The organism is Glycocaulis albus (genome assembly GCF_014639075.1).
Classification (GTDB): Bacteria; Pseudomonadota; Alphaproteobacteria; order Caulobacterales; family Maricaulaceae; genus Glycocaulis; species Glycocaulis albus.
Genome location: NZ_BMFS01000007.1, coordinates 42,269 through 67,474, shown reverse-complemented (window position 1 = coordinate 67,474; position 25,206 = coordinate 42,269). Strand labels below are relative to the sequence as shown.

Below are 25,206 nucleotides of genomic sequence, written 5' to 3'. Positions count from 1 at the left end.
CCAGTCTATAGCCGGGTCGTGCGCAGCCGTCCCGCCTGTTTTCGCACATGGAGGGGCTTGATGATGACGCCGGATGCCGCGGCCCTCGCAAGCGGCGCGAACGGTGCCAGTTCGGCAAGTTCGAGACGTGTCCCGGCGGCTTCTTCGTCAAGCCAGACCGCCCGCCCGCCCGGCGAGGCGGGAAACAGGGCCTGCACCGTGCGTGAGGCCGCAATGGCAAACAGGCGCACATGCCAGCGCTGGCCGCCCGGCAGGGCAAGCATGCTGCGGCCCAGATAGGCGAGGGTCTGCCGGTCAGGCGCAAGGCCGTGGCGTGCCGCCCGGCCCCACAGCCCGGCCTGAGGGGGCAGGCTGATGGCTCCGCTGGCTGGAGCCGCGAATGTAAGGCCCAGATGCGCATACGCCGCGCCCAGCGCTGCATCGGTGAATGCGCGCGGACTCAGGCTGCGAACGCCAAGGGCCTGCGCAGATATATCGGGGTCAACGCCCGCCGGAACGGCGTCGCGCGCACTGACCGGTGCAAAGGCCAAGGGTAGCGCGCCGGGCATGGCGGGCAGGGCAAACCGGCCCGTCAGCGTATCCACCACGAAGATTCCGGCTGCCGGGCGGGCACGTTGCCCCTGGCGTTGCGCACTCATAGCTCGTCGACGCGCGGGCCTTTCGGCGTCACGCGTGCGCATCGGACCGGGGCAGGGCCCTTCATGTGGCCAGCCAGCTCGGCCAGCACGAAACGGGTGATGATCGGCAGGTCCAGCGAGCCGGTATCGTCCAGTGACACCCAGCGCAGATCCTCCAGCTCGGCGGCCATGAAATCGTCGGCGGAAGCCGCTACCGCCTCTTCGGGAGCGCGGAAGAACCAGGCATCGAAACGGCGTGGACGGCCAGGCGGAGTGATGGCGCGTGCCACCAGATCCAGTGGTGCCGCCGCCGGAGCGAGCCCGGCCTGCGCAAAGGGCTTCCACTGCGGGCGCGCCTTCGTGATCGGCGCGGTCTCACCGATCAGAAGCCCCGTTTCCTCTGCGGTTTCACGAATGGCAGCGGCGGCAGCGGCGCGGGCGCGGCGCTCTGTCATGCAGCGGGTCAGCACGTCCAGCACCGGCTCGGCCGGTTCGCTGGCCAGCGGGGCATAGCCGTCCGTCCGGTCGACGCGTCCACCGGGAAACACGTATTTGCGCGGCATGAAGACATGCTCGCCCGAGCGTCGCCCGAACAGGATCTCGGTCGTGCCGTTGGCGCGCTCGCGGGTGAGAATGAGCGAGGCTGCCAGCGCGGGCTTGCGTACCGACGGGTGCGGCTTCACGCCGGGGCGTTCATGGCCTTCCGAATGGCGTGTGGGGTCGAAAGGATTGTCTTTAGCCACGTTTTTTAAGGTCTCTACCGCCGCCGTCTGGACTTGTTGCCTCTGTCCCGGCCCGCCGGCGGGCGACCGCCCTTGCGGCGTCCCATCGGCTTGCGGCCCGGTTCAGGCGGGGTCAGTATGTCCACCAGCAGGCCGCCCGTCACGGGTGTTGCTTCGCTAAGCCGCACATTGACGCTCATGCCGAGCCGGTAGGTCGCGCCGGTATTCTCGCCTATAAGGGCATGCGCGGACGGATCGTGATGGAAATACTCCCGGCCCAGGCGCGATACCGGGCAGAGTGCGTCGGCGCCTGTCTCGCTCAGGCGTATGAAGGCGCCAAAGCGGGTGACGCCGGTAATGCGCCCCTCAAACTCCGCGCCCACCCGGTCAGCAAGGAAACCTGCTATGAAGCGGTCGGTCGCGTCGCGCTCGGCGGCCATGGCGCGGCGTTCATTGGAGGTTGTCTCCTCGGCGATCACCTGCAGTGAGGCGCGCTCCTCGTCGCTCGTGCCGTCCCGGCCCAGCTTGAAGGCGTGGATCAGCGCGCGGTGAACCGTCAGGTCGGCATAGCGCCGGATCGGCGAGGTGAAGTGCGCGTATTTTTCCAGATTCAGCCCGAAATGGCCCAGATTGCGCGTGTCATAGATGGCCTGTGACTGGCTGCGCAGCACCACCTCGTTGACCGTCTCGTAGTGTGGCCCGCCCCTGGCGCGCTCCAGCACCTGATTGAAGCGCTTGGTCGTCAGGCGTTCACCGCGTGCCCAGCTAAGCCCCACGGTGGGCAGGAAGTCAGACAGCGCTTCGATCTTCTCGGTGCCCGGCTCGTCGTGCACGCGGTAGATGAGGGGCGTGCGCGCGGCCTCCAGTGCCTCTGCGGCGGCCACATTCGCCTGGATCATCATTTCTTCGATCAGCTTGTGGGCGTCGAAGCGCTCGCGCCGCTCCACCGCGATGACCGAGCCATCCTCGCCAATGCGTACCTTGCGTTCGGGCGCATCGATATCCAGCGGCTCGCGCACGGCGCGTGCCTTTTGCAAGGCTGCATAGGCGCCCCAGAGCGGCTCCAGCACGTGCTTTTTGAGCGTTTCGGCCTTACCCGTGCCCTTGCCATCAATGGCGGCCTGTGCCTCCTCATAGGAGAGCTTGGCAGCCGAGCGCATCCAGCCACGCAGGAAGCGGTGGGCGCGCTTGTTGCCATTCCTGTCGAACACCATGCGCACGGCAAGGCAGGGGCGGTTCTCGCCCTCCCGTAGCGAACATAGATCGTTGGACAGGCGCTCGGGCAGCATGGGCACCACCCGGTCCGGCAGATAGACCGACACGCCGCGCTTTCTGGCGCCCTTGTCTAGCGCTGAGCCGCCCTGCACATAGGCGGCGACGTCTGCAATTGCCACGATCACCACCCAGCCGCCCTTGTTGGCCGGATCATCGTCAGGCGCGGCCCAGACCGCATCGTCATGGTCCTTCGCGTCTGACGGGTCGATGGTGATGAGGGGGATGTCGGTCAGGTCTTCGCGGTCCTTGGCCGTCACCGGCTTGATGGCCCGCACTTCCTTTTCTTCGGCATCGCCAAAGCCTTGCGGGATGCCATGCTCGGCCAGCGCTATGACCGAGCCTGCGCGCGGACTGTCCGCGCTGCCCAGCACTTCCTCGATGGCCCCGGTCTTTAGCCCGTGCGCGCGTTCAGATGCCAGACGCACCATGACGAGATCACCGTCCTTCGCGCCGGTGCCTTCGCCCTTGGCCGGGATCAGCTCGTGCTTGGTGCGCCGGTCCACCGGCACCAGCCGCGCGCCGCCGCGCCCGGTTTCGCGGTAGACGCACAGAATGCGGTGCGCCGACCGGCCGAGCGTGCGCATCACCGTGGCGTAGTATTCATCGCCATCCTTTTCCAGACGCGCCAGAAACTTGTCGCCAATGCCCAGCGCGCTTTCGCGCCGGCCGCCCTTGCCCTGACCGGGGGCAAGCCGGATGACCGGGCTGTCGCCATCGGCGCGCACGGCGCGGCACAGCATCTCGCCATCGACATCGCGATCGACAATCTCCACCACCGTCACGGGCGGCAATCCGCCGCGTATCGTGTAGGATTTCTGGCCCGTCCGGGAGATCTCGCCGTCGTTCTCAAGGATTTTCAGCGCCGATTTCAGCGCGATCTTCGCATCGCCTTTCAGCGACAGGGCCCGCGCGACTTCGCGCTTGGTGAACCGGCCTTCGCCGAGCCTTATGGCCTCCAGCAGGGCTTCGCGGGTAAACCCGCCATCTTCGAACGGATCGTTTTCGCGGCTCACTTACTTCCTGCTTTCGCCTTTGAGGCGGCTGTCTTCTTCGCGGCAGGCTTTTTGGCCGGTGCCGCTTTCTTTGCCGCCGGCTTCTTGGCCGCAGCGGCCTTCTTCGCTGGCGTCTTGCGCTTGCTTTTGGCAGAACCGGCCTTGGCGTTGATCAGTTCCACCGCCTGTTCCAGCGTGACGTTTTCCGGCGTCACATCCTTGGGCAGGGTGGCGTTGACCTTGGCCCATTTCACATACGGGCCATAGCGCCCGGCCATGACCTGGATGGGCCCGCCATCAGGGTGTTCGCCCAGCTCTTTGAGCGGTTCGGCGCTGGCGCGCCCGCGCCCGCCATTGGCCTTCTTGTCCTCGATCAGCGTGACGGCGCGGTTGATGCCGATCTCGAAAACCTCATCGATGGAGGGCAGGTTGGCGTAGGTCTTGCCGTGCTTCACGAACGGGCCATAGCGGCCAAGCCCGGCCTCGATCATCTCGCCATCATCAGGGTGCGGGCCGACCTGACGCGGCAGGTCGATCAGCATCACGGCCTTTTCCAGCGTCAGTGAGGCCGGGTCCCAGCCCTTGGGCAATGAGGAGCGGCGCGGCTTGTCCTCTCCCTCCAGCTTCATTTCCAGATAGGGGCCGAAACGCCCGTCTTTCAGATAGATCGTCTGGCCGGATTCGGGGTGAGTGCCGATCTCGCCATCGCCCTCGATAACGGACTGACCTTCACCATTGCCGCCGAGCGGCCGGGTGAAACGGCAGTCAGGATAGTTCGAGCAGCCGACAAACGCGCCGTGCTTGCCAAGGCGCAGCGAGAGCGTCCCCTCATTGCAGGACGGGCACAGGCGCGCATCCTTGCCGTCCTCGCGGGCCGGGAAGATGAGCGGCGCGAGCGCGATATTCATCGCATCGATCACCTGACCGACGCGCAAGTCCGCAATGCCTTCCACGTTGGCGGAGAAATGCTCCCAGAACTGGCGCAGCAGCTCCTTGTAGGGCATCTCGCCGGCGGACACCTTGTCGAGCTGGTCTTCAAGGTCCGCCGTGAAGTCGTATTCGACATAGCGGGTGAAGAAGTTTTCCAGAAACGCGATAACGACCCGGCCCTTGTCCTCAGGGACAAAGCGTTTTTCTTCCATGCGCACATAGTCCCGGTCGCGCAGGACCGAGAGCACCGAGGCATAGGTGGACGGCCGGCCAATGCCCAGCTCTTCCATCTTTTTCACCAGCGTCGCCTCGGTATAGCGCGGCGGCGGCTGGGTGAAGTGCTGCTCGGTGAAGGTCTGCTCGGCCTTGGCTGAGGCGCCCTGTTTCACCGCAGGCAGGCGTGCTTCGCCGTCCTCGTCGGCATCATCGTCGAGGCCCTCGCGATAGAGCGCAAAGAAGCCGTCAAACGTGACGACCGAGCCGGTGGCGCGCAGGGCGAGATTGCCCCCGTCTGCTTCCAGATCAATCGTGGTGCGCTCCAGCCGCGCGCTTTCCATCTGACTGGCGACGGCGCGCTTCCAGATCAGCTCGTACAGCCGGGCCTGGTCGGATTCCAGACGCAGGGAAGAAGGGTGGCGCAGGAAGCTGGTCGGGCGGATGGCCTCGTGGGCCTCTTGCGCGTTCTTCGCCTTGGAGGAATAGGCGCGCGGCACGTCCGGCACGTATTGCTCGCCGTAGCGCTCGCCAATGGCCTTGCGGGCCTGATTAATGGCGCTGCCATCCATCGAAACGCCGTCGGTACGCATATAGGTAATGAGGCCGGTGGTCTCGCCGCCAATATCAATGCCCTCATAGAGGCGCTGGGCCACGCGCATGGTCCGGGCCGCATCAAAGCCCAGCTTGCGCGAGGCTTCCTGCTGCAGGGTGGAGGTGGTGAACGGCGCGGGCGGGTTGCGCTTTGTCGGCTTGGCCTCGACCGCCGCCACCGTGAAGCTGGCAGCCTTTACCGCAGCCTCGGCTGCGCGGGCCTGCACCTCATCGCCAATGCTCAGGCGAGTGATCTTCTTGCCGTCAAACAGCGAGAGGCGCGCGCGGAACGGGTCAGAGCCGTCAGCGCGTACATCGGCCTCGATGGACCAGTATTCCTGCGGCGTGAAGCGTTCGATCTCGCCTTCGCGCTCTGTAATCAGACGCAGCGCGACCGACTGGACACGTCCCGCCGAGCGTGCGCCCGGCAGCTTGCGCCAGAGCACTGGCGACAGGGTAAAGCCTACCAGATAGTCCAGCGCGCGGCGGGCGAGATAGGCTTCCACCAGCTCCATATCCACATCGCGCGGATTGGCCAGAGCGTCCTGCACGGCGCTTTTGGTGATCGCGTTGAAGGCGACGCGCTTGACCGTCTTGTCCTTCAGCGCGCGGCGCTTGGTCAGCGCCTCGAGCAAATGCCAGGAGATGGCCTCACCCTCGCGATCCGGGTCAGTGGCAAGGATCAGCGTGTCATGGTCTTTAAGCGCATCCGCGATAGCCTTGACCTTCGGGGCAGATCGGGAATCGATCTCCCACTCCATGGCGAAGTCTTCGTCGGGCCGTACCGATCCATCCTTCGCGGGCAGGTCGCGCACATGGCCGAAACTGGCCAGAACGGTGAAATCCTTGCCCAGATATTTGTTGATGGTCTTGGCCTTGGCAGGCGACTCAACGACGACGACAGTCATGAAATGCGATACGCCCTTTGCATGAGGGATGGGGGCTGGCCGCCCGGCGCGCGAAAGTGGGGGCGGTTACCGCGCAAGTCAACATGGGCCGGTGCCGCACGAGCAAGTAACACGTTTAACGTGTAATTATTGCAATTGCAGTTTAAAGAAATTTCTGCAAACTGCCGCTCAAGCAGACAGAACGGGTTCCCCTCAAATGACAGACGACCCAGCTGACTTTCCTGCCGGCGCATCCTCGACCCTTGTGGCCGATTATCTCGTGGACTTGTTGCGCTCCATGGCCGCTCTGGCGGATGCGGCCGAACTCGTCCGGTCGAAGGCGGCCATTGATGAGGCGCTGGACGCGGTTTTGTCAGAGAAAGCTGGCAGCGACACCGGCCGGGTGGCATCAGCAGGCTAGCCGTACCAGTCCGCCGGGATCCACCTCGCAGCGTCCGGCCAGCTCCAGTTCGACCAGAGCCGCAGCCACGACGCGGGCTGGCGCACCGGACAGGCGCACCAGCTCGTCGCGCGATATCGGCGCAGGCGAGAGCAGGGCGGCAATGCGCTCGCGCACCGCATCCGTGGCGCTGTTGTCGTCCGGGTCCAGCAAAGGCTCATCCTCATAGCCGCTAAGCTCGCGCTCCTGCACATTGTCACGGCGCAGGCCAGACAGGATGGTGATCACATCGTCTGCCGACTCGATCAACGCCGCGCCCTCGCGCAGAAGCCGGTTCGTGCCCTTGGCGCGCGGATCGAGCGGAGAGCCGGGAACGGCCATCACCTCGCGCCCCTGCTCGGCGGCATAGCGCGCGGTGATAAGCGAGCCCGAGCGCTCGGCGGCTTCAACAACGATGACGCCCATGGAGAGGCCGGATATCAGCCGGTTGCGGCGCGGAAAGTCGCGCGCCTGCGGGGAGTAGCCGGGTGGTGACTCGCTCACCAGCAGGCCCTCGCCGGCAATGGCCGCGTGCAGATCGCGGTGTTCGGGCGGGTAGATGCTGGTCAGACCGCCGGCCAGCACCGCAACGGTTCCGGTATTCAGGCTCGCCGCATGGGCCGCACCGTCTATGCCGCGCGCCAGACCGGAGACGACGACCACGCCATGCTCACCCAGCCCGCGCGCGAGATCACCGGCAAAGCGCAAACCCACGCCCGACGCGCTGCGCGCGCCCACGATGGCGCACGCGGTGCGATCAGCAAGATCAAGCGGGCCCAAAGTGGTGATGACGGGCGGGGGCGGATCGAGCGCGGCCAGTCCTGCAGGGAAGTCCGGCTCGCACGCACACAAAAGCCGCGCGCCGATCCGGTCCAGCCAGTCCTGCTCGGCTTCGGCTTCATCGCGTGAGGCAGGAATGAGCGCGGTCGAGCGCCCGCCCTTTTTGGCCAGTGCGGGCAGGGCATCCAGAGCGTCTTCGGCGGTTTTGAAACGCTTGATGAGCTCGTTGAAGGTGACGGGGCCAACCCCGCGCGTGCGCGCCAGTCTCAGCCAGGCGGTGCGCCCGGCGGGACTGAGCGGCGTGCGCTTCACGCCTTCTTGGCCCCGATGCGCGGTTCCTCACCGCGAACGAGGCGGGCGATATTCTCCTTGTGCCGCCACCAGAGCAGGGCGGCCAGGAACAGCGCCAGCACCGCCACGTCAGGCCGGCCAAAGGCCAGCGCCAGCAAAGGTGCGACGGCCGAGGCGGTCAGCGCGCTAAGGGACGAAATCCGGAATACCAGCGCCATGCCGAGCCATGTCGCGCAGACCAGCAGGCCGACCGGCCACAGCACCGCGAGCAGCACGCCAAGGAAGGTCGCCACGCCCTTGCCGCCCTTGAAGCCCAGCCAGACCGGGAAGCAATGGCCCAGAAACGCCGCGCCACCCGCGATGAGGCCCGCCATTGGTGACACGGCGAAGGTGAAGATCAGCGCGGCGATGCCCGCCTTGCCGCTATCAAGCACCAGAGTAGCCAGCGCGAGATCCTTGCGGCCGGTGCGCAGCACGTTCGTTGCGCCGATATTGCCTGAACCAACGGTACGGATATCGCCTAGCCCTGCGATCTTCACCAGCACCAGGCCAAAGGGGATGGAGCCGAGCAGATAGCCGCCAATCGCGGCAAGGATCAGAAAAGCTTCGGCTGGCAAGGGCCTACTCCGCAAAACCCGGACGGGAAGACACCATGGCCCCGTCGACGACGCTCATCAAGACACGACCCTGGAGACGGCGGCCTGAGAAGGCACTAGGCGCGGGGCTTTCAAGACCGTCCTTGCCGTAAACATTGGGCGCTTGCGGATCGAACAGCACCAGATCGGCGGGCGCGCCTTCTTCCAGACGCCCTTGCGGCAGGCCCAGCAGCTCGGCCGGATTGCTGGTCAGCGCCTTCAGGCCTGCCGTCAGCGGCAACTGGCCGTCCGCATCCAGCGTGCACAGGACAGGGATCAGCGCTTCAAGGCTGGATGATCCCGGTGCAGCGTCAGAGAACGGATTGGCCTTGGCCTCCAGCGCGACCGGCGTGTGGTCAGACACGATCACGTCGATCAGCCCGTCCGCTATGGCGGTCAGTAGCGCCTGGCGATCAGATTCACTGCGCAGGGGCGGGTCGAGCCGGTAGGCCGGGTCCAGCCCGCCCATATCGACCTCGTTGAAGAGAAGGTGAGTGAGTGGCGCGCTGGCAGCGACATCCAGTCCGCGTTTGCGGGCGGCTTTCATTGCATCGAGCCCGTCAGCGGTGGTCAGGCGTTCAAAGAGAATGCGCGCGCCGGTCAACTCGGCGAGCGCCGCGAGGCGCTCCACGCCAAGCCGCTGGGAAATGCCCGGACGCGCAGAGAGGCCGAGGCGCACCGCCATCGCGCTTTCATGGGCGACCGTGCCGTCCGACAGATGCAAGTCCTCAGCCGTCAGCCCCACCCAGGCATCAAAGGCGCTGGCATAGCTGAGGAGGTTGCGCAGGAAGCGTGTGTCCGCGATGAGTTCGCCGCCATCGGAAACCAGCGGCGCCCCTGCGCGCAGCATCAGGCCGATCTCGGCCATCTCACCCGCCCCGGTATGCGTGCGCGCCGCGCCGAGCAGGCGTATCGGCGCCTGCAGGGCGCGATAGCTGATCCAGTCAATGTCTTCAGGCCGGGTGAGGCCCGCCCCACTGGATGAGGACAGGACCAGCGTGCCAACGCCTCCGGCGGCAGCGGCGCGGATGGTGGTGTCGAGATTTTCAATGCCGGAGCGGCCGGGTTCAGCAGCACGCGCGCCGATATCAATCAGGGCAGGGCCGAGCACCGCGCCGTCTGCCTCGATTACCTGATCGTCCGCATCCGGGGAGAGCCCGGGGCCGATAGCGTCGATCACGCCGTTCTCAATGCGCAGATCGCCTTGCGCGTCGCGCCCCGATGCCGGGTCGATCAGGCGTGCGCCCGAAATGAAGATACCGCCGCTCATGGCACCATCTCCTGCATGCCGCGCCCCGCGAGCAGTTCGAGCACCGCCATGCGCACGGCAACGCCTGCCTCCACCTGATCGAGGATGACGGAGATGTCCGTGTCGTCGGCCAGCGCGGAATTGATTTCGATGCCCCGGTTCATCGGCCCGGGATGCATGACGATGCAGTCCTGATTGGCGAGCGACAGGCGGGTATGGTCGAGGCCATAGATCGCCGCGTATTCGCGTGCAGACGGTATCAGGCCGGCGCTCATCCGCTCGCGCTGCAGCCGCAACACCATCACCGCGTCGCAGCCCTCGATGGCCGCCTCTACCGAATGGAACACAGATGCGCCCCAGCGGTCTGCATCGGCGGGCAACAGGCTCGCCGGGCCGCACAGGCGGATGTCGGCATTCATCAGCGAGAGCAGGGCGACATTCGAGCGCGCGACGCGTGAATGGAGAATATCGCCGACAATCGCGATGCGTTTGCCGCCCACGTCTCCGAGGTGCTCGCTTAACGTAAACAGGTCCAGCAGGGCTTGCGTGGGATGCTCGTTCGCGCCGTCTCCGGCATTGATGGTGGAGATGCCCGTCGTGCGCTGGAAGAAGTCTGCCGCGCCAGGGCTCTGGTGGCGCACGACCAGCAGGTCAGGCTGCATGGCCGCAAGCGTGTTGGCCGTGTCAGCCAGGCTCTCGCCCTTTTTCAGTGACGCATTGCCAGCCGAGAAGTTCACCACATCGGCGCCGAGGCGTTTGGCGGCGATCTCGAAGCTGGCGAGCGTACGCGTGGATGCTTCGAAGAACAGATTGATGACCGTCAGCCCCTTGAGGCTGGGGTGTTTCTTGTCGTCTGTGCGGTTGCGGGCGAGATGGGCGCGGGCGCTGTCGAAAACGAGTTCGAGATCAACGCGGTTGAGAGCGGACGCCGCTATCAGTCCGCGATGGGGGAAGGTGTAGCTGTATTCACCCTGTCCCATTCAAGCGCTCCGCCTCGATTGCGGTTGCGCGGTATAGTGGTGCGCGGCCCGCCCGGCAATAGACCCTAGGCCAAAAGCGTCAGCGCGGTGAAGACGGGAAGGGCAATTGCGCTGACCAGAACGGTCAGCGTGATCATGCCGGCGGTAAGTCCTGTCTCACCTTCGAATTCGGTGGCCACCGCGTAGACAAAGGCCGCTGAAGGCCCTCCGGTGGCCAGCACCAGCAGGGTTTGCGCATCCCCGTTCACGCCGGCAAGGCCTGCACCGGCGAGCACAGCGAGCGGAATGGCGAGCGATCTTATGGCCGCTGCGCTGAACAGAAGGCGGATACGGCCTTTGAGCGCCGCAAAATCGAGCCCCGCGCCCATGCAGATCAGCACCAGCGCCAGCGATCCATAACCGGCAAGGTCCAGCGGGGAGAGCAGGGTGTCGACCGTCTCTTCTGTCATCAGCGGTGGCAATAGCGGCCAGACCAGCGCCGTGGCGACGGCAAGGAGGCAGGCAATCAGGACCGGGTCTCGGGCCAGTGCAGGCAGGGCCTTGCGCATGCCGCCATCGCGCGTTCCGGCAAAGGCCACGACGATGATGATTGTCGCCAGCACCAGCGCGGGCGCGGCAATCGTGCCGGTCCATTGCGTGGAGGCTGCGCCCTGAAGCCGGTCAGCCAGGGTGAAGAACAGGACCACGTTCCACACACAGCACACCGCCACCAGCGCCGCCGTCTCGCGCGCTGTCGCTTTCAGGAGCCGGGCGATGCCCAGCGACAGCACCAGAGCCAGCAATATACCCCCTGCAGAGAGGGCGAGGACGGGCAGGGCGCCGGCCTGCGTCAGGTCTGCGCGCGCTATCGTGACGAACAATATGCAGGGCAGAAGGACACGGTAGTTCAGGAGGTTGATGCCACGCCACTGGCCATCGGGAATGATTTGCCAGCGCCGCAATGCGTAACCCAGGGCGACCAGCACGAAGGCAGGAAAGAAGACGGCGAGAATCTGAAAGGTCATAGGGCGGCAATCGCTATCCAGATCGGCATGGTGATGGCGGCCAGCAGGGTGGTGGCTGTGACATGGCCAGCCATCATCTCTGCATCCCCGCCCATTTCGCGCGCCAACACGTAGGCGGCGGCGGCACCGGGCGTCGCGCCAATACCCACCAGTACGGCGAGCGCCACGCCTTCCACGCCTAGCAGAATGCCCAGCGCGTAGAACACCGCTGGCGCGATCAGCAGCTTGGCTGTCACAGACAGGGAGATAATGCCGGGCCGGGCGCGCAGGGAGGTGAAATCCAGCCCCGCCCCGATGGTCAGAAGGATCAGCGGCAGGGAGGCGCGCCCTGCCAGGTCCAGCGTGTCGGCGACCGGCCCGCTCTGGAATACGCCCGCCACATTTGCCGTGAGGCCTGCCAGGCAGCCCAGAATGATCGGGTTGGTGATGATGCGCAGGCCCACGCGTTTCAGATTGGGCGTGTGTTCACTCTTGCCCCACACCGTCATCACAGCCACGCACATCACATTGACCAGCGGTACGGTGGGTGCGAAGGCCAAAGCGGCGAGCGCTGCGCCTTCCTCACCGAACGCCGCAGGCGCCAGCGCCAGCAGCACGAAGCCGTTCCAGCGCACCCCGCCTTGAAACAGGCTGGTGAAGACCGGCCCCGGCATCGGCAGAAGGCGGAAGGCCATCATGATGATGCCCATGGCCAGAAACCCGCCCGCCGCCGCCAGCATGAAGCTGCCCGCAGGCACGGATGCATAGTCGGCCCGGCTGATCGTGATGAACAGAAAGGCCGGCATCAGCGCCTGATAGGAGAGCTTGTTGATCCCGCCCCAGAGCGGCGCAGCCACCAGCCCCGACCGGCGCAAGGCCCAGCCCAGCGCGATCACGCCAAACACCGGAAAGAGCGCTATGACGACCGGGCTCATGCTTCAGGCACGCCTTCGGCAATGCGCAGAAGCGCATCCTCAAGGATCACGGCGGCGGCTTCCGCGTCGATCATCTCCTTGTGGCGGTGGATGGGTATGCCCGCTTCGGAGAGGGTTTCACCTGCCTCGAAAGTCGACAGCCGCTCATCCTGATAGGCAATGGGCAGATCGCGCAGACGCAGGAGATTGGTGGCGAGCGAGCGGGCAGACTGTGCGCGCCGCCCGTCTCCTCCGTCCATGTGCAGGGGCAGGCCGATAACCAGCCCCTTGCAGGCACGCTCGTCATAAAGCTTGAAGATGCGCGCAGCATCCTCGGAGAATTTCGTGCGTTCGATGGTCTCGACCGCGCTGACAAGCGAGCGGTCTGAATTGCAGGCGGCCACGCCAATTGTGCGTGTACCGGGGTCCAGCGCCATGAGCGGTCCTTTTGGCAGTAATGCCGGGTGCAGGAATATCATGACGCTGGGAATGCTCCGGCTGGGTTCAGGCGGTCAGGCCGCCTGCGACATCAATCGTGGTGCCGGTGACGAAGCTGGCCTCATCGCTGGCAAGAAACACCGCAACACTCGCGATTTCATCGGCTTTACCATAGCGGCCCAGCGGCACCATCATGCGTTGCAGGTCGGCGGTCTCGCCGTCCGCCGGGTTCATGTCGGTATCGATGGGGCCGGGCTGGATGACATTGGCGCGCAGCCCCTTGCGGCCGAGCTCGCGCGCGGCAGCCTTGGTCAGCATCTGCACCGCCGCCTTCGAGGCGCAGTAGGAGCCAAGACCGGGTGAAGGCGCGCGGTCGCCCAGGATTGACCCGACCGTAATGATGGAGCCGCCCGGCTCCATGATGTTGGCGGCAAGGCGGATGGCCTCGAACGGCGCGGTGACATTGACCGCCATCACATCGTTCCAGTCCTCATCGGTCATCTTGCGCAAGGTCACTTCCCGGGCGATCCCGGCATTATTGACCAGAATGTCGATACGGCCGTGTTTCTCCGCCGCTTCGCGCATCACCTTGGTGGTTTCACCTGCCTTGCGTGCATCGCAGGACACGGCCTCGGCCTTGCCGCCCTTGGCGTTGATCGCGGCGGCCACTGCCTCGGCCTTGTCTTTCGAGCCGCCATAGGTCAGCACCACGGTCGCGCCCTCGTCGGCAAAGGCCTGACAGATCGCGGCGCCAATGCCGCGCGACCCGCCCGTTACAAATGCGACTTTTCCTGACAGCCTTATGCCCATGACAGATGTCTCCTCCAACTCGTTGCGTTGCCGCTCTATATGAGCGCGGGAGAGAAGCCCGTTCGCCCGCATACCGCAAGCCCCCAGCCGCCCATGGACCGCGTGAATGACTGAAATCAGCGTGCGCATGAGTGAAGGGCTGGCCGGGATCGCCCCAGAGGCCTGGGACGCTATCGCCAATCCGCCCGGCGCGCCCTTCGACCCTTTCCTGAGCTGGGACTTCCTGGAAGCGCTGGAGGCCTCAGGCTGCGTCAGCGAGGAGGCGGGGTGGATACCGCGCCATCTGATCGCCGAGGATAAGGACGGCACAATCGTCGGCGTCCTGCCGCTTTATGTGAAAACCCATTCCTACGGCGAGTACGTCTTCGATCATGCCTGGGCCGATGCGCTGCACCGGGCAGGGGGAGAATACTACCCCAAGCTCGTCACCGCCGTGCCCTTTACGCCCGTCACCGGGCGGCGCCTGCTGGCCGCGGATGCGGGCATACGCCGCGCGCTGGCCGCTGCCGCCAAGTCCGTAATGGAACAATGGGGCATGTCGGGCTGGCACGTCCTGTTCGCCGACGCGGGGCAGCGAACCGAGCTGGCGCAGAACGCGATGAGCGAGAGGCTGGACATCCAGTTCATCTGGCAGAACCGGGACTATGCCTCCTATGACGACTTCCTTGCCGATCTCGCCTCACGCAAGCGCAAGGCTCTGCGGAAAGAGCGCGAGGCCGCACAAGACGGGCTGGAGATCGTCCAGCTGACCGGCGCGGACCTGACCGAAGAGCACTGGGACGTGTTCTTTGCCTGCTATCAGGACACCGGCGCGCGCAAATGGGGCACGCCCTATCTGACACGCGAATTCTTCCGCCTGATCCATCAGCGCATGGCCGAGCATGTCCTGATGGTGATGGCACGCCGGGACGGGCAGTGGATCGCCTCGGCGCTGAACTTCATCGGCTCCGAGGCGCTTTACGGGCGCTATTGGGGTTGCTTGGAGGGCCATGACAGCCTGCATTTCGAGCTCTGCTACCATCAGGCCATCGACTACGCGATTGCCCGCGGCCTCAAACGCGTGGAGGCGGGCGCGCAGGGCCATCACAAGCTGGCGCGCGGCTATCGCCCGGAGGCTGTCGGCTCATCCCACTTCCTCACCCATCAGGGCCTCGCCGCTGCGGTCGGACGCTTCGTGCAGGGCGAACGCCGGGCGGTGACGGGCGAGATCATCGCGCTGGATGCGGAAGGACCGTACCGCAAGGACGGGTGAGGGTGGCCCGGCTCTAGTGCCATTGTTAGAGTGACACCCCGCAACCACCCGGAGACCCGACATGAGCCTTGATGGCCGTTATGACGACCAGAACATTTTTGCCAAAATCCTGCGCGGCGAGGCTCCATCTGTGAAGGTACACGAGGACGCGCATACGCTGGCGATCATGGATGTATTTCCGCAGGCACCGGGCCATGTGCTGGTGATCCCGAAAGAGCCCGCGCGCAATCTGTTCGAGCTGTCCGAGGAAGCGGCAGAAAAATCCATTCTGGCGGTGAAAACCGTGGCCGCCGCCGTGCGCCGCGCTCTGGAGCCGGACGGCGTGTTCGTCGCCCAGTTCAACGGCGCGCCCGCCGGTCAGACTGTCTTCCACATCCATTTCCACATCATTCCACGCCGCGAAGGCGAAGAGATTGCCGGGCATGGCAAGGCCAAAATGGCTGATATGCCGGAGCTGGAAGCCTTGGCGGAGAAAATCCGCGCGGCCATGTAGGTCCGGCCTGCCTTCAAAATGCCGCTTGATTTTTTTTCAATTCGCGCATCATAGGCGCTGGAGCGTCGCACTCTGCACGGGACGGTGAATCGCCCCTTGCCCCTTTACCCGCCCGCGTCGACGCACGGGCGCGTTCTGGCGTTCTTGCACCATGTTACTTATCGACACCTATGTCGGTCCCAGTGCCATTGAAGGCGTTGGGGTTTTTGCGGCTGAACCGATCCGCAAGGGACAGCTCATCTACCGGTTCGAACCGGACTTTGACCGGCTGATCGGTCAGGCGGATCTGGCAGCCATGCCGGAAAGCATCCGCCGCTTCATCGAGCGCTACACCTATCCGCATCCCAAGGATGGCTCGATGCTTGTGCTGGACGCCGATAATGGCCGGCACATGAATCACTCGCTCGAGCCCAATACCGATTTTCGCGACTCGGTCTTCGGCTATGCGATCCGCGACATAGCGGCCGGTGAGGAAATCACCTGCAACTATGCCGAGTTCGAGCCGGGCTTCTACATGCTGCCCTCCATGGTGGCCGCGCATTTGGCCGCGCCAAAGGCGGCGAACGGAAGCGGCGCGCACCTGTAGGGCTCCGGACAGGCAACACGCTTGTTTGTGGCGAGAGGTGATGGCAGACAAATGCCCATGCGCACGATCGTCATCACCTCCGTCACCGGCTTTGATCACCTGACACCGGACGGCCATCCCGAACGCGTGGCGCGGCTTGAGGCCGTTTCCCGTGCCCTAGTGCCGTTATCACCGCGCGAAGCATCGCCCGCGACGCGCGAAGCGCTGGTGCGCGTGCATGATGCGGCCCATATCGACCGCGTTTTCGCCGCCAGCCCGTCTGAGGGCCATGTATCGCTCGATGCCGATACCTGGATGAGCCCCGGCTCATTGAAGGCAGCGCTGCACGCTTGCGGCGCGGTGATTGAAGGCGTTGATGCAGTGCTGGATGGTGAGGCCGAGGCGGTGTTTGCCGGCTGCCGCCCGCCCGGCCACCATGCCGAGCCGGACCGGGCCATGGGCTTTTGTCTGTTCAACCAGATTGCCGTTGGCGCGCTGCACGCGCTGGAGGCGAGGGGGCTTGAGCGCGTGGCCGTCATCGATATCGACGTGCATCACGGCAACGGCACGCAGGCGACGGCCGAGCGCGAGCCGCGCCTGTTCTTCGCCTCCGTTCATCAGGGCTGGATCTATCCCGGCACCGGAGCAGCCCATGAGACGGGCCGTCACGGCAATATCGCCAACCGTCCGCTGCCTGCGGGCGCGACGGGCGACACCTGGCATCCGGCGCTGGAAGAACTCATTGAAGCGGTGCGGGCCTTCGGCCCGGACCTGCTTCTGGTCTCGGCCGGATTTGATGCGCACAAGGATGATCCCCTTGCCGGGCTGGCGCTGGACGATGCCGATTTCGCCCGTGCAGGCAGCGCTCTGGCGCGGCTTGCACAGGAAAGCGCCAACTCCCGGCTTGTCTGCGTGCTTGAGGGCGGATACGACTGCCCCGCGCTTGAACGGTCCGTCGCGGCTTTTATCGGCGCGCTGCAGGCGGCCTGACGGGGACCAGCGCCTGACAGGCATTGTCCGCTTCGATCCCCCGAAATGTCATGACCCAGCCTGTAGCCACACGCCTTCCCGGCTCCATCATCATTGCCCGCCACGGTGAGCCCGATGCGGACCGCCGCATGGTGCTGGACTGGCGCGGCTATGAGAAATGGTGGGCCGATTATGATCTGGCCGGCCTGAAAAACGGCCAGAGCGCGCCCACGGCACTGTGTGAAGCGGCCAGCCGGGCGCATTCGGTCTATGCTTCCACGCTGATCCGCGCGGTCGAGACCGCACAGGCCTGTGTCGGGACGCGCGAGATCACGCAGAACTCGGTTTTTGTCGAGGCACCCCTGCCGCCCCCGCCCATTCCCGGCCGGTTCAAGGCACGCACCTGGGGCGTCTATGCCCGCTGCACCTGGTGGCTGGGCATGTCACGCGGCAGGGAAAGCCGCCCGCAGGCGGAGACTCGCGCCGAGGAAGCCGCCGCCATCCTCATCGAGGCAGCCCAGCACGGCGATGTCGCCCTGTTCGCGCACGGCTGGTTCAACCGCATGCTGCGCCCGGTGCTCAAACGCCACGGCTATGTCTGTGTGCGCGATGGCGGGGATGATTACTGGTCCTGGCGGCGCTATGAGCTCAAAGGGCGTGACTAGCCGTTTCCGGCTCTGGACGCACGGCGCGGCGCTTGTCACTCTGCCCCCATGACCGACTCGACCCCTGCCGATATCGCCAAGCTGAGCTTTGAAGCCGCCCTGAAAGAGCTGGAGGACATCGTCCAGCAGCTCGAACGCGGTGATGTGGAGCTGGAAAAATCCATCGCCATGTATGAGCGCGGCGCCGCGCTGCGTGCCCATTGCGAGGCGCGGCTCAAAGATGCGCAGCTCAAGGTCGACAAGATCGTGCTGGGCGCGGACGGCAAGACGGGGACAGAGCCTGCGGGGCTGGACGGCTGATGCGTAGCCCCGCCGACCCGCCTGCCGCCGAGATCAGCCCGGATGATTTCTTTGCGGCTGATATTCGCCTTGGGACCATTACCCGAGCCGAGCCGTTCCCGGAGGCGAGAAAGCCGGCTTACAAGCTCTGGATCGATTTTGGTGAAGGCGTTGGCGAGAAGCGCTCGTCTGCGCAGATAACCGCGCACTACCGTGTGGAAGACCTGCCCGGACGGCGTGTGCTGGCTGTGGTCAATTTCCCGCCGCGTCAGATCGGGCCGGTGCGTTCCGAAGTGCTGGTGCTCGGCGTGACCGACAGCGCAGGCCATGTGGTGCTTCTGGAGGTGCCGGCGCACGCCGATGTGGCCAACGGCGTTGGGGTCAGCTAGACCGGGCTGCGAAACGACCCCTCGCGCCCGGAGTTTATCTGCCAGCCATGGCCAGTTTTCAGGCCCAGCTTGAAGAATCCGCTGACCGCGTGACCGTGGCGCTAGACGCCTTGCTGGCGCGCGCTGACGGTCCTGAGGCGCGCCTGGCCTCTGCCATGCGCTATGCGGCGCTGGGGCCGGGCAAGCGCATCCGGCCCTTCCTCACCCTCGCGGCCGGGCGCATGCTCGGTGCCGACGAACGCGGGCTCCTTCGCGCGGGCTGCGCGATCGAGTGCATTCACGCCTATTCGCTGATCCATGATGATTTGCCCTCCATGGATGATGACGATGTCCGGCGGGGGCGGCCGACCGTGCACATCGCCTATGACGAGGCGACAGCGATCCTGGCCGGCGATGCGCTGCAATCGGCCGCTTTCGAGATCATGGCGGGCGCGGACACGCATCCCCACCCATCTGTCCGCCTTGCGCTGGTGGAGGGACTGGCAAAGGCGTCCGGCGCCCGTGGCATGGCCGGCGGGCAGATGATCGACATGCTCTCGCCGACACGAAGTGGCGATGATATCGGCGTGCTGACGCGCCTGCACCGCATGAAGACCGGCGCGCTGATCAGCTTTTCAGTGGAAGCAGGCGCGGTGCTGGCCGAAGCCGGCAGCGATGCCCGCCACGCGCTGGAGGGCTATGCGCACGATCTGGGCCTGATCTACCAGATCGTGGATGATCTTCTGGACGCTGAAGGGCTGCCGAGCATTGCCGGCAAGGCCGTCAACAAGGATGCCCGTCAGGGAAAAACCACATTTGTCACGATTCTGGGGGTGGACGGCGCGCGCGAACGGGCGCGTCATCTCGCCGCCCAGGCCAAGGAATACCTCGCACTCTTCGGCAGTTCTGCCAATATCCTCAAGAGTTGCGTGGACTTCGTTCTCGAACGGCGGTCCTGACCGCCACGACCTGAACCGGCTGCAGACGCCGGAATGACGTTGGAGCCATCATGCCCGAGACGCCCAATCTGGACCGCATCGCCTCTCCGAAGGACCTCAAGGGCCTCGACAACGCGCAGCTGTGCGCGATTGCAGACGAGCTGCGCGCCGAAACGATTGACGCGGTATCCGTAACGGGCGGGCATCTGGGCGCAGGTCTTGGCGTCGTCGAACTGACCGTGGCCCTCCACCACGTATTCGACACGCCCAACGACGTGCTGATCTGGGATGTCGGCCACCAGTGCTACCCCCACAAGATACTCACCGGGCGGCGCGACCGCATCCGCACCCTGCGCCAGGGTGGCGGGCTGTCGGGCTTCACCAAGCGCTCCGAGAGCGAGTACGACCCGTTCGGAGCGGCCCATGCCTCCACTTCCATTTCCGCTGCGCTGGGCTTCTCCGTCGCCAGCGACCTGAAGGGTGAAAACCGCCATGTGGTCGCCGTTATCGGCGATGGCTCCATGTCGGCCGGCATGGCCTATGAGGCGATGAACAATGCCGGGGCACTGGACAAGAATCTCATCGTCATCCTGAACGATAATGACATGTCCATCGCCCCGCCCGTGGGCGCAATGAGCCATTACTTTGCGCGCCTTGTGTCGTCGAAGGGCTATCGCTCGCTCAGGAAGATCGGCAAGGGGCTCGCCAAGGTGATCGGCGTGGAAGAAGCCGCGCGCCGGGCGGAAGAATACATGCGCGGCATGGCCGTTGGCGGCACCATGTTCGAGGAAATGGGCTTCCGCTATGTCGGCCCCATTGACGGTCATGACGTGGCACAGCTCGTCGCTGTGCTGAAGAATGTGCGCGACGGGCAGGATGGCCCGGTGCTGATCCATGCCGTGACCCATAAAGGCCATGGCTATGCGCCCGCCGAGGCCGCTGCCGACAAGTATCACGGCGTGGCGAAATTCAACGTTGTCACCGGCGAGCAGGCCAAGTCGAAACCGGCCGCCCCGAGCTATACAGGCGTGTTTGCCGAGGCGCTGATTGCTGAGGCCGAGGCCGATCCGGCAATCGTCGCCATCACGGCGGCCATGCCGGGCGGGACGGGGCTGGACAAGTTCGGCGCGCGCTTCCCCGAGCGCTGCTTTGATGTCGGCATTGCCGAGCAGCACGCGGTCACCTTCGCTGCCGGCCTCGCGGCCGCCGGTATGAAGCCGTTTGCGGCGCTTTATTCCACCTTCCTGCAGCGCGCCTATGACAGCGTGGTCCACGATGTCGCCATCCAGAAACTGCCGGTGCGCTTTGCCATTGACCGGGCAGGGCTGGTGGGCGCGGACGGCTCCACCCACGCGGGCAGTTTCGATATCGGCTATCTGGGCATGCTTCCCGGCATGGTGATCATGGCCGCGTCTGACGAGGCCGAGCTGGTGCGCATGGTGAAGACGGCCACACTCATCGATGACGGCCCCAGCGCCTTCCGCTATCCGCGCGGCGAGGGGACCGGCGTGGAAATCCCCGCCGACCCGCAGCCACTGGAGATCGGCAAGGGCCGCATCGTGCGCGAGGGCAGCGCGGTAGCGATCCTGTCGCTCGGCACGCGGCTGGAAGAATCCCTTAAAGCCGCAGACCAGCTCGCCGCCCATGGCCTGTCGGCAACGGTCGCAGATGCCCGCTTTGCCAAGCCGCTCGATGAGGATCTGATCGTGCGCCTTGCGCGCGAGCATGAGGTGCTCATCACCATTGAGGAGGGTGCGCGCGGCGGATTTGGCGCGTTTGTGCTGCATCTGCTGGCCGAAAAGGGCGTGCTCGATACCGGGCTGAAAATCCGTACCATGACCCTGCCGGACATGTTCCAGGAGCATGATGCACCGGTGAAGCAGTATGACGAGGCGCGCCTGAATGCCCGCCACATCACCGCCACCGTGCTTGATGCGCTGGGACGCTCAGAAGAGGCGGCAAAAGCGCTGGCGTGATAAGTGGGAGGCGGTTCCATTTCGAGGATTCGCCCCCATGCCCTTCGCCAAGCCTTCAAATTCTATCCCTGAAAGTTCCGGCACACGCTATCCGGCCCCGCATGATGAGCTGGTAAAGCGCCGCGCCTGGCGGGCGCTGGGTGATGCGTTCGGCCTGACCCAGTTCGGCATCAATCTGGTCCGGCTGGAGCCAGGCGTCTGGTCTTCCCAGCGCCACTGGCATGCAAAGGAGGATGAATTCGTCTACGTCCTCTCCGGCCATCCCACCCTTGTCACCGATGCGGGCGAGGAGCGCCTGTCGCCCGGCGATTGCGCAGGTTTTCCGGCCGGCGTGAAGGACGGCCACCATCTGAAGAACGACAGTGATGAAATGGCCGAGTTTCTGGTTGTCGGTAGCCGGATCGCGGAAGATCACGGCGAGTATTCCGATATCGACATGGTCTTCCTGCCCGGGCGGGCCGGCTACACGACGAAGGACGGCAAGAAGCTCTGATGCCTCACTCTCCGGCCGCAATTGCCTGCAAGGCGGCGGCGTGCCCGGCGACCGGAGCATCCGGCGGGTAGACGGGCAGGGTGATATCGGGCGGGATGCCGGTTTCCTCGAACACCGCGCCATCGGGTGCAGTGAACACCTCGCTGGAAAGCTCCAGATACCAGCCATTGGGCAGGGGCTTGGCAAGCGGGGTCGAAAAGCTGCCCCGCGTGGCCTGCCCGGCATGGGTCACATTGGGAAGCTGTCGCAAGGAAAGAGTGGCGATCTCTCCGCCGGACACCGTGACATCGCTGGTCAGTACGGTAACCGGGCCGGTAAAGCGCTCGCCGTCAGATGGCGCGATTTCGTAGACATGGTCCGGCTCACCATCGCGGTCGGTGTCCATGGTGTAAGCAGTAAACGTTTCTGCGGCGAAACGCGACGCGATCATGCGTGCGATCTTGTCATAGCCGCCGCGATTATTTGACAGATCGACGATCACCCGGTCCATTCCGGAAAAGGCGCCGAGCGCTTCGTCGAACACAGCGTCAAAGGCGGCGATCTCCTGCGCACCCCACTCGGCACTCCCCGGCGGCACACCGTTATCAACGAAGCCGCCCATGGTGAAGACAAGGATATAGCCTGTACGACGTCCGATCGTGCCCCAGAGGATGCGGTCATTGGCGGTAAAGACCGAACCCGGATCAAGAACGTCATTTTGCAACTGGTCGATCAGGCCAATCAGCCACGGGCTCTCCCCGCTGGTGGCGTGTATACGCGGCAGGGTCTCGCCCTGTCCGTCCTGAATGCGGAAACGCTCACCGTCCGCTGTGCCGATCAGCTTGGTGTGGGAGTCAGACAGACCTTCGAGCATGCTGGCCAGCACGTCGCGCAACGCTGCTTCGCCCATACCGTCCTGAACCTGTGGTCGTGCGTCTGCGACACGGGCGGCCCAGTCAATGCCGCGTACGTCGAAAAAGGCGTAATGCCGCTCCATGACGCTGGCGAAAACCTCGAACACGCCAGTCTCTGACGACAGGTTATTGGCTCCACAACGGGCGGGCAGGGCGTCCAGGCGCTCAAAGGGCGTGGTCTGGTCGCCCGGCAGGTACTGGAACCCGGCATGCGATCGGTCTGCGTAGGGCGCAAACAGCGTGTACTCCACCTGCCCCATCAGCGGCATGTCAGGCCCGGCTGGCGCGGTAGCGTAGCAACCGGCCGGCGTATCCTGCCAGCGCGTGATGCCATCTGACCCGATCTCGATGATCCAGCCCTGGGCGTGCGCCTGCCACACGCCCTCAGCTGCTGCATCAAGCACGCCGTCAGAATAGATCGGACGCGGAGCGGGCGGGTTTTCTGGCGTCCCGGCAACGGCGTGTGTGTGCAGGGCGAGGGCTGCGGCAAGCCCGGTCAGGAAGGTCTGCATGTCTTTCCACCATAAAAGTGACCATGGTCATGTTTATGGTGGAAAGCACAGGGTTTCAACCCCGACCGTCATAAGGAGTGTAGCCGAGCACGTGCAGGTAGTTGTCGAGCGTCCGGGTGAGGTGGGCATTCAGCGAAAGCGGGCGGGACTCCAGGACGATCCACTCCCGCACACAGCCGGTCAGCAGCGTGACGGCGAGAGCGGCCAGTGTCTGCGGATCGCCCTGAGCCTTGATCATGCGGGAGGCGATGGCTTCACGGAACGCCTCTTCATAACGCTGACGCAAGCGCTCATCGCTTTGTGCCTCCAGACGGCGCAGTGAAGGCGTTGATGGCGTTTCGCGTATGGTTGCCGCCCATAGCGCCGGATAGGTCTGGGCAAAACGTACCGCTGCCAGTGCAGGCCGCAGCAGCGCATCGCGCAGGTTGTCCGTCATGGCTCCGGCTGCGTCTTCGCCTTCGGCAAGGCTGGAAGCCTCATGCCAAGCTGACAATATGTCGGCCTTGGAAGCGAAATGGTTGAAGAATGTGCCCTTGGCGATACCGGCACGTGCCGCAATCCGCTCGACACTGACCGCATCGTAGCCGTCTGTCTCGAACAGGCTTATTGCCGCCTCGTAAATGGCGGTGCGGACTCTGGATTTCTTCTGCTCGCGCAAACCGGTCATCGCGACAACGCGATAAAAGGATTGCGCCTTTGTGGCAAAGAAAAACCCCCGTGGCCCGTCGGCCAGGGGGTCTTCCGTCTCAGCGTCCGCGCAGCGAGCCGTGCGGGCGTGATCTCAATCTGTCAATCAGGCCGATTGCAGGTTGGTTGCGGAGAATTTGCCGCTCTTGGCGTCGCGCGCTTCCTCGTAGGAAATGCGCTGGCCTTCGTTGAGGGCGGCCATGCCCGCACGTTCAACAGCCGTAGCATGGACGAATACGTCCTTGCTGCCATCATCCGGTTGGATGAAGCCGTATCCTTTGGTGGTGTTGAACCATTTTACAGTTCCCGTAGCCATGGGAGTATTCCTTGTAACAAGACATAACAAGGCGGCCTGCGTCACAGGCGCGCCAACGGTATCGAAGAGAGGTAGAGGGAAGGGGGCGCCAAAAAACGGAAGCGCAAAACCTGATCGTCGGCCAAAATTCGATAGCGCTTTATATCGCATCGTATTGGGAAGCGCAAAATAATTCTGCTGCTCAATAATTATCGAGTTCCATTCAGTGGAGTTTTCATTGGATAGCACTTTTTCGAAGTCAAATAGAGCAGACACCCGGCTGGTGGAGCTCGGTCACTTCGACACCCGTGCGCGGGCCCAGGCCGCGATCAGGGCGGGGCGGGTGCGCGTGAACGGCGTAGTTCTGGCCAAGCCCTCGCAGTCCATCCTGCCCGGCGCGCTGATAGAGGCAGAGGCTGAACACCCGTTTGTCAGCCGCGCGGCACTGAAGCTGGTAGCCGCACTTGATTCCTTCAATGTCGATCCGCGCGGGCGCATATGCCTTGATGTCGGCAGCTCCACGGGAGGATTCAGCGAGGTGTTGCTGCAAAGGGGCGCACAGCGTGTCTATGCGGTCGATGTCGGCCGTGACCAGCTGCACCCGTCCCTGCGCTCCCATCCCGGCCTGATCAGTCTGGAAGGTACGGATGCGCGCGGGCTTTCCACCGCGCTGATACCAGAATCACCCTCACTCATCGTCTGTGATGCCAGCTTTATCGGCCTGGCAAAACTGATCGGTGTCCCGCTCTCACTGGCGTCATCTGACGCGGATTTGATCGCCCTGTTCAAACCGCAGTTCGAGGTCGGCCGCGCCCATATCGGCAAGGGTGGCATCGTGACCGATGGAGAGGCCGTGCAGGCAGCTCTGGACGCCTTTGTGGACTGGCTGAAGCTTCAGGGGTGGCGAGCCGTGGCGAACACGCAAAGTCCCGTCGCCGGGGGTGATGGCAACCGCGAAATTCTGGTCTGGGCGCGCCGGGCATAAAGCCCCACATGCCGCATGGTTCTTACAATTATTATTGACGCTGCATCGCAGTATTTGCTTAACACCCCTTCCTGCCTTGACCGTCTA

General features: G+C 64.7%; 27 protein-coding genes. 12 read left to right on the top strand and 15 right to left on the bottom strand.

Annotation, left to right across the window (positions count from 1 at the left end; all coding sequences use genetic code 11):
• Positions 1 to 5: 5 nt before the first annotated feature.
• Genes IEV75_RS08675 through topA form a run of 4 tightly spaced genes read right to left on the bottom strand, consistent with a single transcriptional unit; the run spans position 6 to position 6,251 of the window.
• Positions 6 to 638 (bottom strand): hypothetical protein, encoded by a 633-nt coding sequence (locus tag IEV75_RS08675; protein WP_188452173.1) that lies wholly within the window; start codon positions 636 to 638, stop codon positions 6 to 8.
• The gene (locus IEV75_RS08670) at positions 635 to 1,360 is read right to left on the bottom strand and encodes an NUDIX domain-containing protein (protein ID WP_217980375.1); all 726 of its coding nucleotides are present in this window, start codon (positions 1,358 to 1,360) and stop codon (positions 635 to 637) included. Before IEV75_RS08670 ends, IEV75_RS08675 begins: the two co-directional genes overlap by 4 nt.
• A gap of 14 nt (positions 1,361 to 1,374) precedes the next feature.
• A complete protein-coding gene (gene rnr / locus IEV75_RS08665) occupies positions 1,375 to 3,627 on the bottom strand; it encodes a ribonuclease R (RefSeq protein WP_188452172.1) in 2,253 nt (750 codons plus the stop codon).
• On the bottom strand, positions 3,624 to 6,251 hold the full coding sequence (gene topA / locus IEV75_RS08660) for a type I DNA topoisomerase (RefSeq protein WP_188452171.1): 2,628 nt from the start codon (positions 6,249 to 6,251) through the stop codon (positions 3,624 to 3,626). Before topA ends, rnr begins: the two co-directional genes overlap by 4 nt.
• A 196-nt stretch (positions 6,252 to 6,447) precedes the next feature.
• On the opposite strand from topA, the gene IEV75_RS08655 reads away from it, so the two are divergent.
• On the top strand, positions 6,448 to 6,651 hold the full coding sequence (locus IEV75_RS08655) for a hypothetical protein (protein ID WP_188452170.1): 204 nt from the start codon (positions 6,448 to 6,450) through the stop codon (positions 6,649 to 6,651).
• On the opposite strand, the gene dprA is transcribed toward IEV75_RS08655, so the two are convergent.
• The 8 genes from dprA to IEV75_RS08615 all read right to left on the bottom strand — a co-directional run bounded on the left by dprA (position 6,640) and on the right by IEV75_RS08615 (position 13,749).
• The gene (gene dprA / locus IEV75_RS08650; RefSeq protein ID WP_188452169.1) at positions 6,640 to 7,761 is read right to left on the bottom strand and encodes a DNA-processing protein DprA; all 1,122 of its coding nucleotides are present in this window, start codon (positions 7,759 to 7,761) and stop codon (positions 6,640 to 6,642) included. The two genes, IEV75_RS08655 and dprA, sit on opposite strands and share 12 nt — an antisense overlap.
• Positions 7,758 to 8,357 carry a glycerol-3-phosphate 1-O-acyltransferase PlsY gene (gene plsY, locus IEV75_RS08645; RefSeq protein WP_217980373.1) on the bottom strand — a complete coding sequence of 200 codons (600 nt, stop codon included), beginning with the start codon at positions 8,355 to 8,357 and terminating at the stop codon, positions 7,758 to 7,760. Before plsY ends, dprA begins: the two co-directional genes overlap by 4 nt.
• Before the next feature lie 4 nt (positions 8,358 to 8,361).
• Positions 8,362 to 9,645, bottom strand: a complete 1,284-nt coding sequence (locus IEV75_RS08640) for a dihydroorotase (protein ID WP_188452168.1) — start codon at positions 9,643 to 9,645, stop codon at positions 8,362 to 8,364.
• Positions 9,642 to 10,604, bottom strand: coding sequence for an aspartate carbamoyltransferase catalytic subunit (locus IEV75_RS08635; RefSeq protein ID WP_188452167.1), 963 nt, complete (start codon positions 10,602 to 10,604; stop codon positions 9,642 to 9,644). Before IEV75_RS08635 ends, IEV75_RS08640 begins: the two co-directional genes overlap by 4 nt.
• Before the next feature lie 65 nt (positions 10,605 to 10,669).
• On the bottom strand, positions 10,670 to 11,608 hold the full coding sequence (locus IEV75_RS08630; RefSeq protein WP_188452166.1) for an AEC family transporter: 939 nt from the start codon (positions 11,606 to 11,608) through the stop codon (positions 10,670 to 10,672).
• Positions 11,605 to 12,522 carry an AEC family transporter gene (locus tag IEV75_RS08625; RefSeq protein WP_188452165.1) on the bottom strand — a complete coding sequence of 306 codons (918 nt, stop codon included), beginning with the start codon at positions 12,520 to 12,522 and terminating at the stop codon, positions 11,605 to 11,607. The genes IEV75_RS08630 and IEV75_RS08625 overlap by 4 nt, the downstream gene beginning before the upstream one ends.
• Positions 12,519 to 12,938, bottom strand: coding sequence for a Holliday junction resolvase RuvX (ruvX, locus tag IEV75_RS08620; RefSeq protein WP_233351810.1), 420 nt, complete (start codon positions 12,936 to 12,938; stop codon positions 12,519 to 12,521). The genes IEV75_RS08625 and ruvX overlap by 4 nt, the downstream gene beginning before the upstream one ends.
• A 67-nt stretch (positions 12,939 to 13,005) precedes the next feature.
• Positions 13,006 to 13,749: an SDR family NAD(P)-dependent oxidoreductase gene (locus IEV75_RS08615; protein ID WP_188452163.1), complete on the bottom strand. Its 744-nt coding sequence runs from the start codon at positions 13,747 to 13,749 to the stop codon at positions 13,006 to 13,008.
• Between the two features lie 106 nt (positions 13,750 to 13,855).
• Here IEV75_RS08615 and IEV75_RS08610 point away from each other — a divergent pair, with 106 nt between their 5' ends.
• The 10 genes from IEV75_RS08610 to IEV75_RS08565 all read left to right on the top strand — a co-directional run bounded on the left by IEV75_RS08610 (position 13,856) and on the right by IEV75_RS08565 (position 21,747).
• The gene (locus IEV75_RS08610) at positions 13,856 to 15,001 is read left to right on the top strand and encodes a GNAT family N-acetyltransferase (RefSeq protein WP_188452162.1); all 1,146 of its coding nucleotides are present in this window, start codon (positions 13,856 to 13,858) and stop codon (positions 14,999 to 15,001) included.
• Between the two features lie 61 nt (positions 15,002 to 15,062).
• Positions 15,063 to 15,494: an HIT family protein gene (locus IEV75_RS08605; protein WP_188452161.1), complete on the top strand. Its 432-nt coding sequence runs from the start codon at positions 15,063 to 15,065 to the stop codon at positions 15,492 to 15,494.
• A gap of 151 nt (positions 15,495 to 15,645) precedes the next feature.
• Positions 15,646 to 16,080: an SET domain-containing protein gene (locus IEV75_RS08600; RefSeq protein ID WP_188452160.1), complete on the top strand. Its 435-nt coding sequence runs from the start codon at positions 15,646 to 15,648 to the stop codon at positions 16,078 to 16,080.
• Between the two features lie 57 nt (positions 16,081 to 16,137).
• Entirely contained in the window at positions 16,138 to 17,049 is a 912-nt protein-coding gene (locus IEV75_RS08595; RefSeq protein WP_188452159.1) for a histone deacetylase family protein, read from the top strand.
• 50 nt (positions 17,050 to 17,099) lie between these two features.
• A complete protein-coding gene (locus tag IEV75_RS08590; protein ID WP_188452158.1) occupies positions 17,100 to 17,693 on the top strand; it encodes a histidine phosphatase family protein in 594 nt (197 codons plus the stop codon).
• A 48-nt stretch (positions 17,694 to 17,741) separates the two neighbouring features.
• Positions 17,742 to 17,993: an exodeoxyribonuclease VII small subunit gene (locus tag IEV75_RS08585; RefSeq protein ID WP_188452157.1), complete on the top strand. Its 252-nt coding sequence runs from the start codon at positions 17,742 to 17,744 to the stop codon at positions 17,991 to 17,993.
• On the top strand, positions 17,993 to 18,361 hold the full coding sequence (locus IEV75_RS08580) for a tRNA-binding protein (RefSeq protein ID WP_188452156.1): 369 nt from the start codon (positions 17,993 to 17,995) through the stop codon (positions 18,359 to 18,361). The genes IEV75_RS08585 and IEV75_RS08580 overlap by 1 nt, the downstream gene beginning before the upstream one ends.
• 47 nt (positions 18,362 to 18,408) lie before the next feature.
• The gene (locus tag IEV75_RS08575) at positions 18,409 to 19,299 is read left to right on the top strand and encodes a polyprenyl synthetase family protein (protein WP_188452155.1); all 891 of its coding nucleotides are present in this window, start codon (positions 18,409 to 18,411) and stop codon (positions 19,297 to 19,299) included.
• 50 nt (positions 19,300 to 19,349) lie between these two features.
• Positions 19,350 to 21,254, top strand: a complete 1,905-nt coding sequence (gene dxs, locus IEV75_RS08570) for a 1-deoxy-D-xylulose-5-phosphate synthase (RefSeq protein ID WP_188452154.1) — start codon at positions 19,350 to 19,352, stop codon at positions 21,252 to 21,254.
• 37 nt (positions 21,255 to 21,291) lie between these two features.
• Entirely contained in the window at positions 21,292 to 21,747 is a 456-nt protein-coding gene (locus IEV75_RS08565) for a cupin domain-containing protein (protein ID WP_188452153.1), read from the top strand.
• A 4-nt stretch (positions 21,748 to 21,751) separates the two neighbouring features.
• Here IEV75_RS08565 and IEV75_RS08560 read toward each other — a convergent pair whose 3' ends face one another.
• The 3 genes from IEV75_RS08560 to IEV75_RS08550 form a co-directional block, all read right to left on the bottom strand.
• Complete coding sequence (locus IEV75_RS08560) at positions 21,752 to 23,152, bottom strand: S41 family peptidase (protein WP_188452152.1); 1,401 nt, start codon at positions 23,150 to 23,152, stop codon at positions 21,752 to 21,754.
• Between the two features lie 55 nt (positions 23,153 to 23,207).
• Positions 23,208 to 23,819: a TetR/AcrR family transcriptional regulator gene (locus IEV75_RS08555; RefSeq protein WP_188452151.1), complete on the bottom strand. Its 612-nt coding sequence runs from the start codon at positions 23,817 to 23,819 to the stop codon at positions 23,208 to 23,210.
• 126 nt (positions 23,820 to 23,945) lie between these two features.
• On the bottom strand, positions 23,946 to 24,155 hold the full coding sequence (locus tag IEV75_RS08550; protein ID WP_127566583.1) for a cold-shock protein: 210 nt from the start codon (positions 24,153 to 24,155) through the stop codon (positions 23,946 to 23,948).
• A gap of 217 nt (positions 24,156 to 24,372) precedes the next feature.
• Between IEV75_RS08550 and IEV75_RS08545 the strand changes: the two genes are divergently transcribed.
• Positions 24,373 to 25,119 carry a TlyA family RNA methyltransferase gene (locus IEV75_RS08545; RefSeq protein ID WP_188452150.1) on the top strand — a complete coding sequence of 249 codons (747 nt, stop codon included), beginning with the start codon at positions 24,373 to 24,375 and terminating at the stop codon, positions 25,117 to 25,119.
• Positions 25,120 to 25,206 lie beyond the last annotated feature (87 nt).